Origin of the sequence: Pirellulimonas nuda (assembly GCF_007750855.1) — a bacterium.
GTDB classification, from domain to species: domain Bacteria; phylum Planctomycetota; class Planctomycetia; order Pirellulales; family Lacipirellulaceae; genus Pirellulimonas; species Pirellulimonas nuda.
Genome location: NZ_CP036291.1, coordinates 6293122 through 6307693, shown reverse-complemented (window position 1 = coordinate 6307693; position 14572 = coordinate 6293122). Strand labels below are relative to the sequence as shown.

The 14572-nt window shown below is 66.2% G+C and carries 14 protein-coding genes; 9 read left to right on the top strand and 5 right to left on the bottom strand.

The genetic code is table 11. From position 1 onward, the window contains the following. Nucleotides 1-6: 6 nt before the first annotated feature. Nucleotides 7-237, top strand: coding sequence for a DUF1963 domain-containing protein (locus tag Pla175_RS24450; protein WP_197527130.1), 231 nt, complete (start codon nt 7-9; stop codon nt 235-237). A gap of 218 nt (nt 238-455) precedes the next feature. On the opposite strand, the gene Pla175_RS24445 is transcribed toward Pla175_RS24450, so the two are convergent. Then, a complete protein-coding gene (locus Pla175_RS24445; RefSeq protein WP_145291707.1) occupies nt 456-1175 on the bottom strand; it encodes a potassium channel family protein in 720 nt (239 codons plus the stop codon). Between the two features lie 320 nt (nt 1176-1495). On the opposite strand from Pla175_RS24445, the gene Pla175_RS24440 reads away from it, so the two are divergent. Both Pla175_RS24440 and Pla175_RS24435 read left to right on the top strand, forming a co-directional pair. Continuing rightward, on the top strand, nt 1496-3121 hold the full coding sequence (locus Pla175_RS24440; protein ID WP_145291706.1) for an MFS transporter: 1626 nt from the start codon (nt 1496-1498) through the stop codon (nt 3119-3121). A gap of 63 nt (nt 3122-3184) precedes the next feature. Beyond that, nucleotides 3185-4087 carry a DUF3239 domain-containing protein gene (locus tag Pla175_RS24435; protein WP_145291705.1) on the top strand — a complete coding sequence of 301 codons (903 nt, stop codon included), beginning with the start codon at nt 3185-3187 and terminating at the stop codon, nt 4085-4087. A gap of 85 nt (nt 4088-4172) precedes the next feature. Here Pla175_RS24435 and Pla175_RS24430 read toward each other — a convergent pair whose 3' ends face one another. Beyond that, entirely contained in the window at nt 4173-4997 is an 825-nt protein-coding gene (locus tag Pla175_RS24430) for a 3-keto-disaccharide hydrolase (protein WP_145291704.1), read from the bottom strand. Nucleotides 4998-5053: 56 nt separating this feature from the next. After that, nucleotides 5054-6349 (bottom strand): Gfo/Idh/MocA family protein, encoded by a 1296-nt coding sequence (locus Pla175_RS24425; protein ID WP_391527871.1) that lies wholly within the window; start codon nt 6347-6349, stop codon nt 5054-5056. Nucleotides 6350-6720: 371 nt separating this feature from the next. Between Pla175_RS24425 and Pla175_RS24420 the strand changes: the two genes are divergently transcribed. The 5 genes from Pla175_RS24420 to Pla175_RS24405 all read left to right on the top strand — a co-directional run bounded on the left by Pla175_RS24420 (nt 6721) and on the right by Pla175_RS24405 (nt 12810). Further along, nucleotides 6721-7923 carry a hypothetical protein gene (locus Pla175_RS24420; protein WP_145291702.1) on the top strand — a complete coding sequence of 401 codons (1203 nt, stop codon included), beginning with the start codon at nt 6721-6723 and terminating at the stop codon, nt 7921-7923. 245 nt (nt 7924-8168) lie between these two features. Then, a complete protein-coding gene (locus tag Pla175_RS24415; protein WP_145291701.1) occupies nt 8169-8723 on the top strand; it encodes a cysteine hydrolase family protein in 555 nt (184 codons plus the stop codon). A 412-nt stretch (nt 8724-9135) separates the two neighbouring features. Further along, on the top strand, nt 9136-9297 hold the full coding sequence (locus tag Pla175_RS26360) for a hypothetical protein (protein ID WP_197527129.1): 162 nt from the start codon (nt 9136-9138) through the stop codon (nt 9295-9297). An 11-nt stretch (nt 9298-9308) separates the two neighbouring features. Continuing rightward, a complete protein-coding gene (locus Pla175_RS24410; RefSeq protein ID WP_145291700.1) occupies nt 9309-10301 on the top strand; it encodes an AAA family ATPase in 993 nt (330 codons plus the stop codon). A 40-nt stretch (nt 10302-10341) separates the two neighbouring features. Beyond that, complete coding sequence (locus Pla175_RS24405; RefSeq protein WP_145291699.1) at nt 10342-12810, top strand: S8 family peptidase; 2469 nt, start codon at nt 10342-10344, stop codon at nt 12808-12810. A 158-nt stretch (nt 12811-12968) separates the two neighbouring features. Here the strand turns inward: Pla175_RS24405 and Pla175_RS26355 are convergent, their stop codons facing one another. After that, nucleotides 12969-13280 (bottom strand): type II toxin-antitoxin system RelE/ParE family toxin, encoded by a 312-nt coding sequence (locus Pla175_RS26355; RefSeq protein ID WP_197527128.1) that lies wholly within the window; start codon nt 13278-13280, stop codon nt 12969-12971. Further along, on the bottom strand, nt 13277-13549 hold the full coding sequence (locus Pla175_RS26350) for a hypothetical protein (RefSeq protein WP_197527127.1): 273 nt from the start codon (nt 13547-13549) through the stop codon (nt 13277-13279). Before Pla175_RS26350 ends, Pla175_RS26355 begins: the two co-directional genes overlap by 4 nt. A 342-nt stretch (nt 13550-13891) precedes the next feature. Here Pla175_RS26350 and Pla175_RS24395 point away from each other — a divergent pair, with 342 nt between their 5' ends. After that, nucleotides 13892-14197 carry a helix-turn-helix domain-containing protein gene (locus Pla175_RS24395; RefSeq protein WP_145291697.1) on the top strand — a complete coding sequence of 102 codons (306 nt, stop codon included), beginning with the start codon at nt 13892-13894 and terminating at the stop codon, nt 14195-14197. The last annotated feature ends 375 nt before the right edge of the window (nt 14198-14572 follow it).

Below are 14572 nucleotides of genomic sequence, written 5' to 3'. Positions count from 1 at the left end.
CGAGAAATGGCACGCTTGTCTCGCGAATACCAGATGTTGTTTAGCCCTGGCAAGCCGACTTCCGATGAACTCGGCGAGCGGAGCAAGATTGGTGGGATGCCGGATTGGATCCAAGACGATGATTGGCCCGAATGTCCACACTGTGACGAAGCGATGTCGTTCGTGGGTCAGCTCGATTCCATCGAACACGAATCAAATACAAATCCGCACAGCCGTCCGGCACTATCTGGCGACTAAGACTACATGTTCGGAGATGTGGGCATGATCTACATCTTCTTTTGTGACAACTGCATGGAGGTGGAAACAATCGTGCAATGTGGATAGGCGAGTGCCGGCGCCCGGTGGAGTAGACTTCGCTCCCGCGGGGGCTTCCCTGACGGGTGCGCCCCCGCCACCCCTTTTCGTTCCTTGTGCTTCTTCGTGCCTCTTCGTGGCCATCCCCCTTCATCCGTGGTTCATACGTCACCGCTGACCTGCGAGGCCCCCCCGCCCCGCTCCTCCGCGTTCCCCGCCGAATAAATCCCCACCAGCCGAGAGATCAAGATCGCCAAATAAAACAGCCCGACGGCGCCCTCGACCAGCGACAGCATGCGGGCGACGTTGGTCACCGGCAGGATGTCGCCGAACGTGATCGTGGTGAGCACCTGGATGCTGTAGTACAGCGCCATGAAGCCCGCCAGCTTGGCCCCCGCGTCGCGCGGGTAGGTGAACTCGAACGAACCGGGTTCCCACCTCGCCAGCAGCGTGTAGAAGAACGAGAAGTCGACCGCGAACAGCAGGTAGATGGCGATCGCGGCGCACAGCACTTCTGCGTCCACCTCTGGCGCCCGCAGCACGTAGCGGAACAGGTGCACGGCCACGAAGGTCACGAAAACCATCCCGGCGATCAGGCTTAGGTCGTTGGGAAGCTGGGCGTCGGTCGTGTGCGTGCACCAACGCGCGATCACCGTCGGCGCCGCGAGCACGACCGCGGCGATCAGCGTCCGCCGCCGCCCGCCAACGGCGCCGACCGCCGCGAGCAGCACGACGGTGAACGCGACCGATTCGATCAGCTCGCCGTAGCGGAGCGTATCGATGAACGGCAGCACGACGAACATCGCCGCGAGCGCTGCGAGCAGGTGGACCACCGACACCCGTCGGCGCCCCACGGAGGGGGTTTCTGCGCTGCTGGTCACGCTGGGACTCGTCGGGTAGGGGCTGGTGGGGATCGGTTTGGCGAGGTTTTTTTAGCCGCTTCTGAGCAGGCGTGCCAAGGAGGCGCCGCAATCGGCAGAGTTACAAGGTCACTTGGTCGGGGTGGCGGGGGAGCACCCTGGAGGGGATGCCCCCGCTGGAGCGGCGACAACTCCACCGCCGCGGGGGCTTCCCTGTCGGGATGCCCCCCCGCCACCCTCAAGCATCCCGTCCTATCCTTTTGACCGTCCCCATGGGCCGCCCGGTCTGCTTATAATGCCGGCCAATCTTCTCCACTTCTCTTCGCAACCAAGGCTTGGCAATGGCGGACAACTCGCGCAACAACGGCGCCCCCAGCATGAAGCTGTTCTGGGGCTGCTTCCTGGCGCTCATCACCACGGCCTTTGGGTTTATCACCCGCATCTTCTTGCTCAGCGAGTGGGAGGCCGAGTTCGGGCTGAACAAGGCCACCAGCGGCGAGCTGTTCGGCATGGGCATCTGGCCGTTCGCGATCAGCATCATCGGCTTCAGCCTGTTTATCGACCGCATCGGCTACAAGACCGCGATGGTCATCTCGTTCTTGGGCTACCTGGTGTGGTCCGCCGTGGCGGTCGCCGCGTACTTTGTTTCCGACGGCGGCAACGGGGACCCCGCCCTGGGCTACAACCTGCTGTACTGGGGGAGCCTGGTGCTGGGGCTCTCCAACGGCGCGGTCGAGGCGTACATCAACCCGGTGGTCGCCACCATGTTCAGCCGCGACAAGACCAAGTGGCTGAACATCCTGCACGCCGGCTGGCCGGGCGGGCTGGTGATCGCGGGGCTGCTCTCGATCGGGCTCAACTCGCTGAACACGGCCGACTACACGCTGCCGTGGTGGATCAAGATCGCCATCATCGTTCCCCCGGCGCTCGTCTTCTTCTTGATGCTGATCGGCGAGAAGTTCCCGCAGCAAGAACGCGTCGCGTCCGGCGTGTCGTACCGCGAGATGCTGGCCGAGTTCGGCGTGCTGGGCACGGCCATCGCCAGCCTGCTGATCGTGCTGCAGCTCAACCAGTCGTTCCCCGGCGTCAACCCGTGGGTCTTCCCGGCGCTGGGCGTAGCGGCGGTCGTGGCGATGGGCCTGTACACCGGCTCGCTGGGCAACCCGCTGCTGTTCGTGCTGGCGCTGATCATGATGCCGCTGGCCACCACCGAGATCGGCACCGACGGCTGGATCGCCGGCATCATGGAAAACGTGGCCAAAACCGAAGGGTTCCACCCGGGGCTCGTGCTGGTTTACACGTCGGCCATCATGGTGGTGCTGCGGTTCTTTGCGGGGCCGATCATCCATAAGATCAGCCCCATCGGCCTGCTGATCGTCTCCTGCGCGCTGGCCATCGCGGGCCTGTACACGCTGTCGTTCACGCAGGGGATGATGATCTTCGCCGCGGCCACGCTGTACGGCATCGGCAAGTCGTTCTTCTGGCCCACCATGCTGGGGCTCGCCGCGGAGCAAACCCCCAAGGGGGGCGCGCTGACGCTCAACGCGTTGGGGGGCATCGGCATGCTGGCGGTCGGCACGCTGGGGGGCGTGTACATCGGCGCCCTGCAAGACACCCGCATGACGCAGGGGGTGGCCGAAAGCAAGGAGCTGGCCGAGGAAGCGCCGGAGCTGTTCGACGCCGACGGGCGTCTGGCGGTGCAGAGCGAGGAGGTGAAGTACAAGTTCATCAACTACCCGGTGGTCGACGAAGTGAAGGTCGCCAAGGCGCTGGCCGGGCAGAGCGAGAGCGAGCAAGAAGCCATCCGAGCGCAGATCACGGAGATCGGCGACTCGAAGAAGCAGGGCGCCCTGGCCGACATGTGCGTCTTCCCCGCCACGATGCTGGTCGCCTACGTGCTGCTGGGCCTGTACTTCCAGAGCCGCGGCGGCTACCGGGCAGAGGTGATCGAGAGCCACCCCGCATAAACTCGGGGCGCGCGGCGCGGCGCAGCACGATCGCCCTGTCCTTCCGTAAACCAGTCCAAGCCGATGCCCGACGAAAACGCCAAGCCACGGGTCCGGGTGAAGTGCCCCCACTGCGGCGCAGCGGCCTCGGCGCCGGCGGAGTATGTCGGCCGACGCGTGAAGTGCGGCGCCGCGGCGTGCCGACAGTCGTTTGAGCTAGCGCCCGTGGCGCCGGCCGAAGAGCCCGCGCCGCCGGCCGCTCCACCAAGCGCGCCGCCCGGCCCCGCGTCGGTCGGCTGGCCCGGGGTTCCCGATTCCCTCGCCAGCAATCCCGGCAAGGTCCCCTTCAACCCGCTGCGGTGGTACAGGCATCAGCCGCTGGGGCTGATCGTCGGGGGGGGCGTGGCGGCGCTGGCGCTGGCGCTCTGGCTCGGGCTGAGCCTGGCGGGGATGAAGGCGTCGATCCCCACCAAGGACGGGGGAGAAACGCCCATCTGGCTGTTTGCCCCGGCAAGCCTGGCCACCATGGCCTTCTACGCATGGCTTGCCGCGCGCAAGTTCAACTCGGGCGACGCCAACCCCGGCGTCGTGGTGTCGCTCAGCCCGGCGCTGCTCGCCGTACCAACCGACCTGACGCAGGGGGGAGGCTCGTACCCCGTGGTAAAGATCGTCCCGATCAAGCTCAAGGCGTCCGGCGGCCAGCCGCTGCAACTCGGCACGCGTGTCGCCACCGTCGCCACGTACGCCATGCCCCCCAACAAGCACGCCGGGCACTGGAGCGACTTCTACCCCTACCCCGCGGAGTACGCCACCGGCGACCCCCAGGCGCTGCAGCGCCTGCTGGCCAGCTTCACCCAAACGCAGTACGAATTCCTGCAGCAGGCGCTCACGCGGATCGAACGCCCCTTCAAGCCGGGGCTGTACGCCATGTGGGAAACGCCGGACAAGCCGGCCGGCCGACGGATCAGCAAGGCGGCCGATTTTTGAAAGGGCGGAGACCGACCAGCGCCGTCGCTGCGGCCTCAGGTCCGAGCGGCGCTGCGACGTTACGCCGCGCAGGCGCCCGCGTCGCTTACTCCTGCGTGGGCGCCGGCCGCGTGTTGCGGTCGTTCAGCCGCCGCACCCAGATGTTGCGCAGGCGGACGGCCTCGCCGTGGTTCTGCAGCACGATGGGCTGCTGGCCCGCGTGCGGCGTGTAGTGGGGCAGCAGGTTGTGCTGCGTGGCGCCAAGAACCGGCGTGTGGTTCTGCACCAGCACGCCGTTGTGCAGCACGGTGACGTACGCCGGCTCAACCGTCTCGCCGCCGGCAAACTTGGGCGCGGTAAAGAAGATGTCGAACGTCTGCCACTCTCCGGGTCGGCGGCACGCGTTCACCATCGGCGGCGTCTGGCCGTACACGGCGCCCATCATGCCGTCCGCGTACGCGTCGTTCTCGAAGCCGTCCATGATCTGGATCTCGTAGCGTCCCATCAGGAAGACGCCGCTGTTGCCGCGTCGCTGCGCCGCCTCGCCGGTGTGCGGGTTCGGCGACGCCCATTCCAGATGGAGCTGGATGTCGCCAAACTTCTCCTTGGTGCGGACGCCCCCCTGGCCGGCGATCTCCATCACACCGTCGGCGAGCTTCCACGGGACTTCCCCGTTGGGGCTGAACTGCTGCGACGCCCCCTCCCACGCCGCAAAGCCGCTGCCGTCGAACAGCACGGCGGCGTCGGACGGCGGCTGGGCCGGGTCGGGTTTGACCTCGACCCGCTCCGGCGCGGGGCGGGTCATGTCGTGCACCCGCCAGCCGTTGGGGAGGCGTGGGTTTTGGTTCTCGGCCCGGGCCGGCAGGGCCGCGGTCAGGGCCGCAGCGCCGAGCGTCAAAGCCGCCAGCGCGAGGCAGCGAAGGGATCTCATCGTACGCCGTTGGAGAAGGGTGGGGGAGAACAAGTGTGCGGGGCCCGCCGCCCGGCCTAGCCTTCGATCTGGTAGCCGGCGCGGTAGGGGCGGCTCATCATGCTGGCGGCCAGCGGGTCGCCGGTGATCTGTTCAGTCGCTTGGTCCCAGTGGATGGTGCGGCCCAGCCGGCAGCAGATCCCCGCCAGGTGGCAGACGTTCAGCATCTTCATGTGGGAGTGCACGTCGGAGATAGGCAGCGTGCGACGCTCGATGGAGTACATCAGGTTCGCCCAGTGCGCGTCGCGGTCGTTCCCCTCGATCGGCATCCCGCGGTACACCTTGGAGAGGGCGTCCTCGGGCAGCGGGTCGGCCCGCAGCCCCTCGACGGGCTTGCCGACCAGCTTGCCGCGGTTGACGAAGAGGCGCCCGGCGTCCCCCTCGAACAAGATGCCGTTGTCGACGTCGTGGCGGATGTTCAGCACCACGTCGCCGCCGGCGAACGTGACATCGAGATTGAACGCGTGGGCGGTGTTGTAGCGGTCGTGGCGCGTCGGGACGCCGTCCTTGAACTCGACGTAGTGCTCGGCCGTTCCGCCGACCGACGTGGGGTCGTTGTTCTGGCCGGCCGCGGCGATGCCCAGCATGGCGATGTCGACGTGGTGGGCGCCCCAGTCGGTCAGCTTGCCCCCCGAGTACTCATACCACCAACGGAACTGGGTGTGCCCGTTGGTGAAGGTCTTCCCCTTGGGGTCCTTCAAGAACCGGTGGTCCACCAAGGGCGCGGGGCCGAGCCACCGCTCCCAGTCGAATCCTTTGGCCGGCTCGGCGACCGGGATCTCTGGGCTCCACGCCCCCGCGTCGATCCCCACGGTGATGCGTTTCAGTTTGCCCAGCCGCCCGTCGGCGATGATCGCCAGCGCCTTGTTAAAGAGGTTGAAGCTGCTGCGTTGTTGGGTGCCCACCTGCACCACGCGGCCGGTTTCTTGCTGGACTCGGCGGACCTGCTTGCCTTCGTCGATGGTCAGCGTCAGCGGCTTCTCGCAGTAGGCGTCTTTGCCGGCCCGCATCGCCTCGATCAATATCTTCGTGTGCCAGTGGTCGGGGACCGAGATCTGCACCAGGTCGATGTCGCCCCGCGCCAGCACCTCGCGGTAGTCTGCGTACAGGTCGGCCTTACCGCCGCACAGCAGGCGGTTGCCGCGGTCGAGGTGGCCGACGTCAACGTCGCACAGCGCCGTCAGGTCTGCAAACTTCTGCCCCACCGGCGCGGTCCCTGTGCCGTTGCCCCCGACGCCGATCAACGCGAACCGCCGCCGCTGCGCCGTCGCCGGCGCGCCAAACGCGTAGGGCGCGGTCGCCGCCATCGCCATCGCGCCCGCCTGGGCCAGGAACCGGCGTCGAGAGGCGGAAGCCGTGTTTGGGGCGCTCATGAAGAGGTCCTTCCGTTCGATGATCTGGTTGCGCCGCGCCAAGCAGCCCGGTGTAGGCGAGCCCAGTGCAGGAAAGCCCAGTGCAGGAAAGCCCAGTGCAGGCGAGCCCAGTGCAGGCAAGCCCAGCGCGGGCCGACCCTGCGCGCCCGCCAGAGGAGCAGGCCTAAAGATAGGCAGCCGCAAGCCGAGGCTCAAGCTTCGCCCGCCGCGGTTTTCTTGCCCTCCCCCACCGCCACGACTAGGCTACAGGGGCGCGGGCCGTTGGGCCCGCCCGCCTCACTGCCTCGTGTGCTTTTCCGACGAGATCGTCCATGCGTTGTTCGGTGGGGCTGTGCTGGGCAGGTGCTTGGGCCGGGGCATTGGCTTGGGCCGCGGCGGCGCCGGCCGTCGCCCAGCCGACGATCGACGGCGCCCGCGACGCGCTCTACGGCCCGCCGGCGGCCCTGCAGACGGTGCAGACCGGCTTCGGCAACGCGACGCAAGCCAATGGACTGGGGCCCGGCGGCGAGCTCGACGCGGCCTACGCCACGGTCGTTGGCGACCGGCTGTACGTGTTGCTCGCCGGCAACATCGAGAACAACTTCAACAAGCTCAGCATGTTCTTCGACACGCGCCCCGGGGGAGAGAACGTCCTCTCGGCGGCCCCCAGCTACGACTACGAGGGCGTCTCCCGCAACCTAGGGGGTCTGACGTTCGACGCCGGCTTCCAGGCAGACCTGCACCTCTACGCGCGGTGGGGCTCGCTCACAGGGAGCGTGTTTACGGTCGACATCGTCGACCGCGCAGGGGGCGCAAGCCCTGCCGTCACCGGCAACGGCGCCCCGGCAAGCGCCGGCCAAGGCAGCGCGGTCCAGCACGGCGTGGTCACGCCCGTCGACCTCGGCCTGGCCCCGGGGCCGGGGGGCGTGGGGGAAGCGCGGACCCTCGGCGGGCTGCTCACCCAGCCGCTAGAGTTCGGCTTGAACAACACCAACACCGCGGGGGTGACCGGCGGCAGCGGCGCCGCCAACCAGGCCGACGCGGCCGCCGTCGCCACCGGCTTCGAGTTCTCTATCGCGTTGGCCGACCTCGGCTCGCCGCGCCCCGGCCAGCTCATCAAGCTGCACGCGGCCTACGGCAACAGCAACCACAACTACCACTCCAACCAAGTGCTCGGCGGCCTGCCGGCCGGCGCCGGCAACCTGGGGGGCAACGGCGCCGGCGCCTCGACCGGGAGCCTGTCCGGCGTCAACTTCAACAACTTCGCCGGCGACCAGTTCTTCTCGATCGTCGTCCCCGGCCAACCCGGCGACTTCAACGCCGACCTGCACGTCGACGCGGCCGACTACACCACCTGGCGCGACGGCCTGGGTGAACGGTTCAACCCAGACGACTACACGACCTGGCAAAACAACTTCGGTGCGGCCCCATCCACGGCTGCCCCCCCCGTGCCAGAACCCGCCGCGGCGCCGCTGGCGCTCGCGTTGGGGATGGTCGCGGGGGTGTGGCGCCGTGCTCCCTACTTCTCTCCTTAGATCCGATCCGGACGCGTCAGCGAGGAAGCGGCTGGGATCGCGCCGCTGTCCCGCTAATGCGTCGGGCTCCGCTGGCGGCTTTCCGGCCTCGGCCGGGTGCCATGGTCCACGCTTGCGTGGCCATGTGTGGCGGATTGGACGCCGGCGTATCGTAAGTCGCATGCCCACGCGACCGTGGAGCATGGCGCCCGGCGCCCGGCTACAATCCATCACCCCTACAAACTCCCATCGGATGAGGCCGTGAGATGAGCAGAGCACTCTTGGTGATCGACGTTCAGCGCGAGTATTTTGAAGGCGCCCTTCCCATCCGCCACCCGGTCGGCCACCTCGACCGGATCCTCGAAGCCATGGACGCGGCGAAGAAGGCCGACATCCCGACGGTCGTCGTTCGGCACCACCAGCCGGACGCGGACTCGCCCATCTTTTGCCGGGGGAGCGACATGTGGCAGCTTCATGACGAGGTCGAGTCCAGGCCACACGACATCCTCATCGACAAGCAGCTACCGGGCTCGTTCACGAACACGCCGCTGGACCAATTCCTCAAAGAACGCGGGGTCGATACGGTGAGCATCTCCGGCTACATGACGCAGATGTGCTGCGACACGACCGCCCGCCAGGCCTTTCACCGCGGGTACCAGGTCGAGTTTCTAAGCGACGCAACAGGGACGCTCGACGTCGAGAACAAAGCCGGCTCGGTCACCGCGGAGCAGCTCCACGAATCGATTCTCGTCGCTCAGCAGATGTTCATCAGCGATGTGATCGATCAGAACACCTGGCTGCAGCGGATCGCCGACGCGTGACAGCCGGGCGCCATGGTCCTCGCTTGCGTGGCGGGGCGCCATGGCCGACACTTGCGTGGCCATGTGAGGCGGATTGGAAGCCGGCTTATCGCAGGTCGCATGCCCACGCGAGCGTGGAGCATGGCGCCCGACTTGAGGCGGCCGGTAATGCAGATCTGGCGCTTCGGAACGTCGGGCCGGGCGGGTTCTGCTTTCAGCGAAACCTAGGCAACGTAAGGCTTTACTTTCGGGGCAAAAAGTCCGATAGTAGATGCTGGGGGCTATTCTGAGGGGGATACGCAAGCGAGCTGCCATGCCATCCGCACTTAAATCCGGCAGAACGGACCTCGTGCTATTTGGCCAGCGTCTCCGCGAAAGGCTCGAGCCGAGTCGTGGCGAACGTCCGGGAAGGCCGACCGACCCGAGTTGGCGGGTGCAACGCAAGCTCCCGATGAGCGAATCGACACTCCAGATTCTGGAACAGGTGGCAGAGGAAGCGAGCAGCGATGAGCGTCGGGTGAGCCCGATGCAGATAGCGGCGTTGCTGGTCGAAGACGCGGCGAAAGGACTCGCCGAGCAACTGCAGCAAGATTGAAGGGAATCAGCATGGCGACCGCTCAGCAACTCAAATCCCTGCTCAAGAGCTACGGCGAGTCCGACAACGAGCGTTTCGTCTCGGTGGCGTTGCAGATTGCCGCGCACGAAGCTCGCACCGGCAAGGGCAAGCTAGCCACTGAGCTCAAGCGACTCGTCGACGAATTCCGTGACAAGCAGCACGCGACCCGCGCAGGGGGATCTGTGCCGATCGCCCGGCCACATGGCGAACTGGCGACGCTCCTCGCGGCGACCTACCCTATGACGCGTCTCAGCGAGATGGTGCTTGACGATGCCCAGGAAACGCAGCTGCGGCAAGTGCTGGTTGAGTATCGCCAACAAGCCAAGCTCCGCGAACACAACCTGGAAGCCAAGAGAAAGCTGTTGCTCGTCGGGCCTCCGGGCGTGGGCAAGACGATGACCTCCTGGGCGCTGGCGGGCGAGTTGAAGCTGCCCCACTTCACGGTGCAGTTCCACTCGCTTATCACCAAGTACATGGGCGAGACGGCGGCTAAGCTGTTCGCCGTGTTCGAGGCCATGAAGCACACTCGGGGCGTCTACCTGTTCGACGAGTTCGACGCGATCGGCGCCATGCGTGGCGGGCAGCATGACGTGGGCGAGATCCGCCGCGTGCTAAATTCCTTTCTACAGTTCCTTGAACAGGACGACTCCGACAGTCTCGTGGTGGCCGCCACAAACCTCGAAGCGATGCTCGACGATGCCCTCTTCCGGCGTTTTGACGAAGTCATCACCTATCACCTTCCCGGCCCTTACGAGATAGCGAAGCTCCTCGCCAACCGCCTGGCCGCGTATTCTTTGGACAGCACCGCACTGGCCGAGATGGGGGAGCAGGCCGCGGGACTGAGCCATGCTGAAATCGCACGAGCAGCGGACGAGGCCGCTAAAGCAGCGGTGCTTGCGAACACGCGGGAGATAGAGATCGCAGCCTTGTCGGGCGCCATCGCCGTGAGGCTGGAGCGAAAGCGTTCACTCAAGCGAGTCTGAAATCGCCACTTACCGTCACATCCTGATCAGCCGGTCGCCTTTGCGTGCGCGGTACACTCACCCCGGCACGCCGCGCGGCGAGGTCGAGAGCCCGCCGAGGCCCGAACGCCAGTCACATGGCGCCAAGCTGCTCGACGACCTAGAGCGCGCCGAACGTGAGGCTTCGCGTCGGCTCGCGTCGGAGCCGCTACGCGAAGGGCTCCACTTTCTGCCCCTTGTCTTCGGAGAGAGCGAAGCTTTCGACATCCCGTTGGAGCGGCTAGAGGACGAACGGCACGGCGTTCGTGTGGTCAACATGCGTCGGCACGGTGACCAGCGGAGGTACCTAGTCGCCGTCCCCGATTCTCAAGTCGCGGCCTTCGCCAAGAAGTTCCGCGAGTACCAGACCAACGACACGCGGGCTGGGAATCCTAAGAACGAGCCGCTTGCGTCAGCGACCACATCGATTGATGCGGGCGATATCGCCGACTACTGGACCGAGGTGCAGGAAGAGCTGCCGGAAGAGGACGAGACCTTCTGGTGGGAAGTATGGCTCAGCGAACAGCTGGCAGAGACGGCCGAATCGAACGACGATGAGGAAGCCGCCGTGTGGTTCCGGCGGATCGCTTCGCAGCAAGACATCGCGGTGAGCAACCGAACGGTTCACTTCCCCGACCGGACCGTTGTTCTGGCGTTCGCTTCTCTGACGCAATGGCGTAGCTTCCCCGGCTTGCTAGCGCGCCTGGCGGAGTTCCGGCGAGCCAACCTCATCGCCAGTGAGTTCACCCAGCTCTCTCCGAGCAGTCAGGGCGAGTTCATCCAAGACTTCCTAGAGCGCGTCCGCTTTGCCGCCGAAGACGCCCCGCGTGTGTGTCTGCTCGACACGGGCGTCAACCGCGGCCACCCGTTGCTGGAGCAAGCGCTAGCCGCCAAGGAGAACCAGGCCTACGACAATTCCTGGCGATCGAACGATGACGCCGGACACGGAACCGAAATGGCGGGAGTCGCGCTCTACGGAGACCTCGCCGTGAAACTGGCCAGCGACAGACGATATCGACTGAGCCATCGCCTGGAAGCGGTGAAGGTACTTCCACCGAGCGGCGGCAACGAGCCGCCGGACTACGGCCCCATCACGGTCGGCGCGATGGCGAAGGCCGAACTCCAGAGGCCTGCAACGTCGAGAGCCTTCTGCATGGCAGTCACAGCGGAAGGGGACGACATGTGGTGGCCTACGCTCTGGTCCGCTCAGATCGACCAGGCGTGCGCGGGAGCCCAAGACGACGTGCGGCGATTGGTCGTGCTGGCTGCGGGGAACGTCCGCGAGGAGGTCGGCCAGAACTACCCCGATGAGAACTACCTCAGCAGCGTCGAAGACCCCGGTCAGTCCTGGAACGCCATCACGGTCGGCGCCTACACCAATCTGACTTGGATTGAGGAGAAGGGACTGGACGGCTACGAGCCCATCGCCCAACCCGGCGCTTTATCTCCTGCGAGCAGAACTTCTTACTGCTGGATCGACTCGTCTTGGCCCTACAAACCGGACGTCGTATTCGAGGGAGGGAACTACGCGATCAATGAACAAGGCTGTGTGACCAGTAGTGAAGACCTGGAGCTACTAACGACGCGGTCATCACCGGACGGAGACGCACTGCTTGGGACCGTGCGAGACACCTCCGCCGCCACTGCACAGGGGGCTCGGATGGCGGCGAAGCTGATGAGCGAGTATCCCGACTACTGGCCCGAGACCATCCGAGGCCTGGTTATCCACTCGGCCGAATGGACCCGGCGCATGAGACAAGAGTTCCCTCGCGACCGCCGCAAGGAGCGGCTCAGAGTTTACGGCATGGGAGTCCCCAACATGACGCGCGCCCGCAGGTCGGCTAGTGGGTACGCGACGATGGTCGTTCAAGAGACGATTCAGCCGTTCCGGATGGACGGGAGCGAAGGCAAGTCGCACGAGATGCACATGCACGACCTGCCGTTGCCACGGCAAGTTCTTGAGGATTTGGGGAATACGGAGGTTAGAATGCGTGTCACGCTGTCGTACTTCGTGGAGCCCAATCCACCCCGTCGCGGAGAAGTCGCCAAACACCAGTACGCCTCGCACGGTCTGCGTTTCTCAGTGAAAAGGCCCGGAGAAACACAAACCGGGATGCTCAAGCGCCTGACTCGTGACGCCTGGTCCGAAGGCGAGCGAGAACGCAAACGCCGGGACGACCGGGTGGTCATTGACGACCGGCGGTGGGAATTGGGCCCTGAGAGGGTTGCCGTTCGTGGCTCGGTCCACTCTGACTACTGGGTCGGGACGGCGGCTGAGCTTGCCGACTCCGCCCAAGTTTGCGTCTACCCAGTGACGGGCTGGTGGCGTTTTCGGCGCGACCCGAACGTCGTTGAGCAAGAGACGAGGTACTCTCTAATCGTGAGCATCTCCACCGATTCAAGTGAGATCGACCTCGTTCAGGCGGTTCGCGCAGAGATCGACATTCAGGTCCCGATTGAAACGGAAATTGAGATCGAGCTGGGGAGCTAGATCCTTCACACGGAGTCGGGGGACACCCATCCGACGTCGGGTGGCGGAGGGGCGTCACGGTCTACTGCATCGGTGGACGCGGCCCGCAGCCAGCGGGGGCTGCCGCCCCCGCCACGCCCACCCCGGACCGACACGAGAGCGAGGGAGTGGCCGCGCCTCTACCCGCTTAATGCAGACGCCACATCACGTGCTGCGTGCAGCACTCGGACGACAAACAGCTCGTTTGGGTCAGCCTGGTAGTAGACCGCGTAGTTCGGGAACTGGTTTACCAGGAAACGTCGCAATCCGGCGTGACGCGGGTGGGGGTAGGCCTCGCCGAGCGCCGGAGATTTTGCAATCAGCCTTACCGTCGCGTCGATCGCGTCCGCGACCCGCAGCGCGGCCGCGGGATTGTCGCGGCTGATGGTGAGCACGATGTTGCCGACGTCGCGGTCCGCGGCCGACGAATGATGGACCCGCAACGCGCTCAAGGCTGGCGGCTCGTCGATTCGGCCAGCGCTTTGCGCTTGCAGTCCGCGATCATGGCTGCCCACGAGCGATCGGCGGGGCCGCTGGCGAAGCCTTCGTCGATCAACACGTCGATTTCTGGGTCGGCGCGCTGGTCCGTCGTCGGCCGCGACGTTGTCTGGTCGCCCGCAACGAGCAGCGACAGATACGACGCGATGTCGTCGCCAAATCCGGCGGCGGCCGCCTTGGCGCGAAACAGGCCCGCCGATTCCTCTGGAATGCTGATCTGCACGGCTAGAGTCTCCTTGGTTTCAAGTATAACCGTTCTGAATCGGAAGGGGGGCATGTCCGTAGCGTGCCCCAAGCCGCCTTCCAAGGTGGGCAGCGACGGCGCACCCACTAGGAAAGCCCCGCAGGGGCAACCACTACTCCCCCGCCGCGGGGGCTTTTGCCCCCGCCACCCGCGGCGCCCACCCTTTCCCTTCATCCCCATCGTTCCCCTTCCGTCCCCCGTTATCCGACCCCCGTCGCCGCACGCAAGAACCCGGCCCGCGGCCACGATTGGTTGTCGAAAATAGCCACCCGGCGCCCGATAATGCGGGGTCGATGACGGCTCCAAACCCCAGGATGAGCGATGGACAGCGAGAAAGGACGCCCGCGGGCGTTGACCCCCGAGAAGCAGGAGCGGCTGATCGAGCTGGCGGCTCGGGGGATGAGTGTTGGCCAGGCGGCGCGGCGGGTCGGCTGCTCTGCGAAGACCGTGCAGCGCGAGCGGCGTCGTTCGCCGTTGTTCGACTACTTGCTGGGCAAGGCGCGGTCGGGCGGCCCCGGCCGGGCGCCGACCCTGGCAGACCGGCGCGGCGCCCGCGGGCTGGGACGCAGCAACCGGGTCGGCCGCTGGTTGCGCCGGGTCGCTGCCGGGGGGCGGTCCGCGCCGTGAAACCGATGGCGCTCCTTTTTGTCCCGGAGGTGTCCGCTAGAGGGGGTTTGATGTCCGCTGCTGGGTCGGAAAACGAGTCTTGTACCCCTCTGCAGAGGGGGGCGGCGGGCGGGTCGGGGCTTGATGGGGTGCGGAAACGAGGGGATTCGGCCGTGGGGTGGGGGTTTTGTCCGAAAACAGAACGCCCGGACGGGGGGACAAAAGGACAGAACTCGGCGGCGCATGCCGCGCGGTTGACGGCCGGGGGCGTCGGCGTCGATACTGGTGCGCCCCGCGGGCGCCCCGCTGGTTCGCTCTTGCTCTGCGTTCTTGCTCCGCGGTGCTTCCACTGGGGGGGACGCGATTCTGACGCGCCCGCTGCTTAGGCAAGTGTTT

Excerpts from the sequence above, each read along its gene's own strand:
- Pla175_RS24450 (WP_197527130.1), top strand. The coding sequence starts at position 7 with ATGGCACGCTTGTCTCGCGAATACCAGATGTTGTTTAGCCCTGGCAAG.
- Pla175_RS24440 (WP_145291706.1), top strand. The coding sequence starts at position 1,496 with ATGGCGGACAACTCGCGCAACAACGGCGCCCCCAGCATGAAGCTGTTC.
- Pla175_RS24435 (WP_145291705.1), top strand. The coding sequence starts at position 3,185 with ATGCCCGACGAAAACGCCAAGCCACGGGTCCGGGTGAAGTGCCCCCAC.
- Pla175_RS24430 (WP_145291704.1), bottom strand. The coding sequence starts at position 4,997 with ATGAGATCCCTTCGCTGCCTCGCGCTGGCGGCTTTGACGCTCGGCGCT.
- Pla175_RS24425 (WP_391527871.1), bottom strand. The coding sequence starts at position 6,349 with ATGGCGATGGCGGCGACCGCGCCCTACGCGTTTGGCGCGCCGGCGACG.
- Pla175_RS24420 (WP_145291702.1), top strand. The coding sequence starts at position 6,721 with ATGCGTTGTTCGGTGGGGCTGTGCTGGGCAGGTGCTTGGGCCGGGGCA.
- Pla175_RS24415 (WP_145291701.1), top strand. The coding sequence starts at position 8,169 with ATGAGCAGAGCACTCTTGGTGATCGACGTTCAGCGCGAGTATTTTGAA.
- Pla175_RS24410 (WP_145291700.1), top strand. The coding sequence starts at position 9,309 with ATGGCGACCGCTCAGCAACTCAAATCCCTGCTCAAGAGCTACGGCGAG.
- Pla175_RS24395 (WP_145291697.1), top strand. The coding sequence starts at position 13,892 with ATGGACAGCGAGAAAGGACGCCCGCGGGCGTTGACCCCCGAGAAGCAG.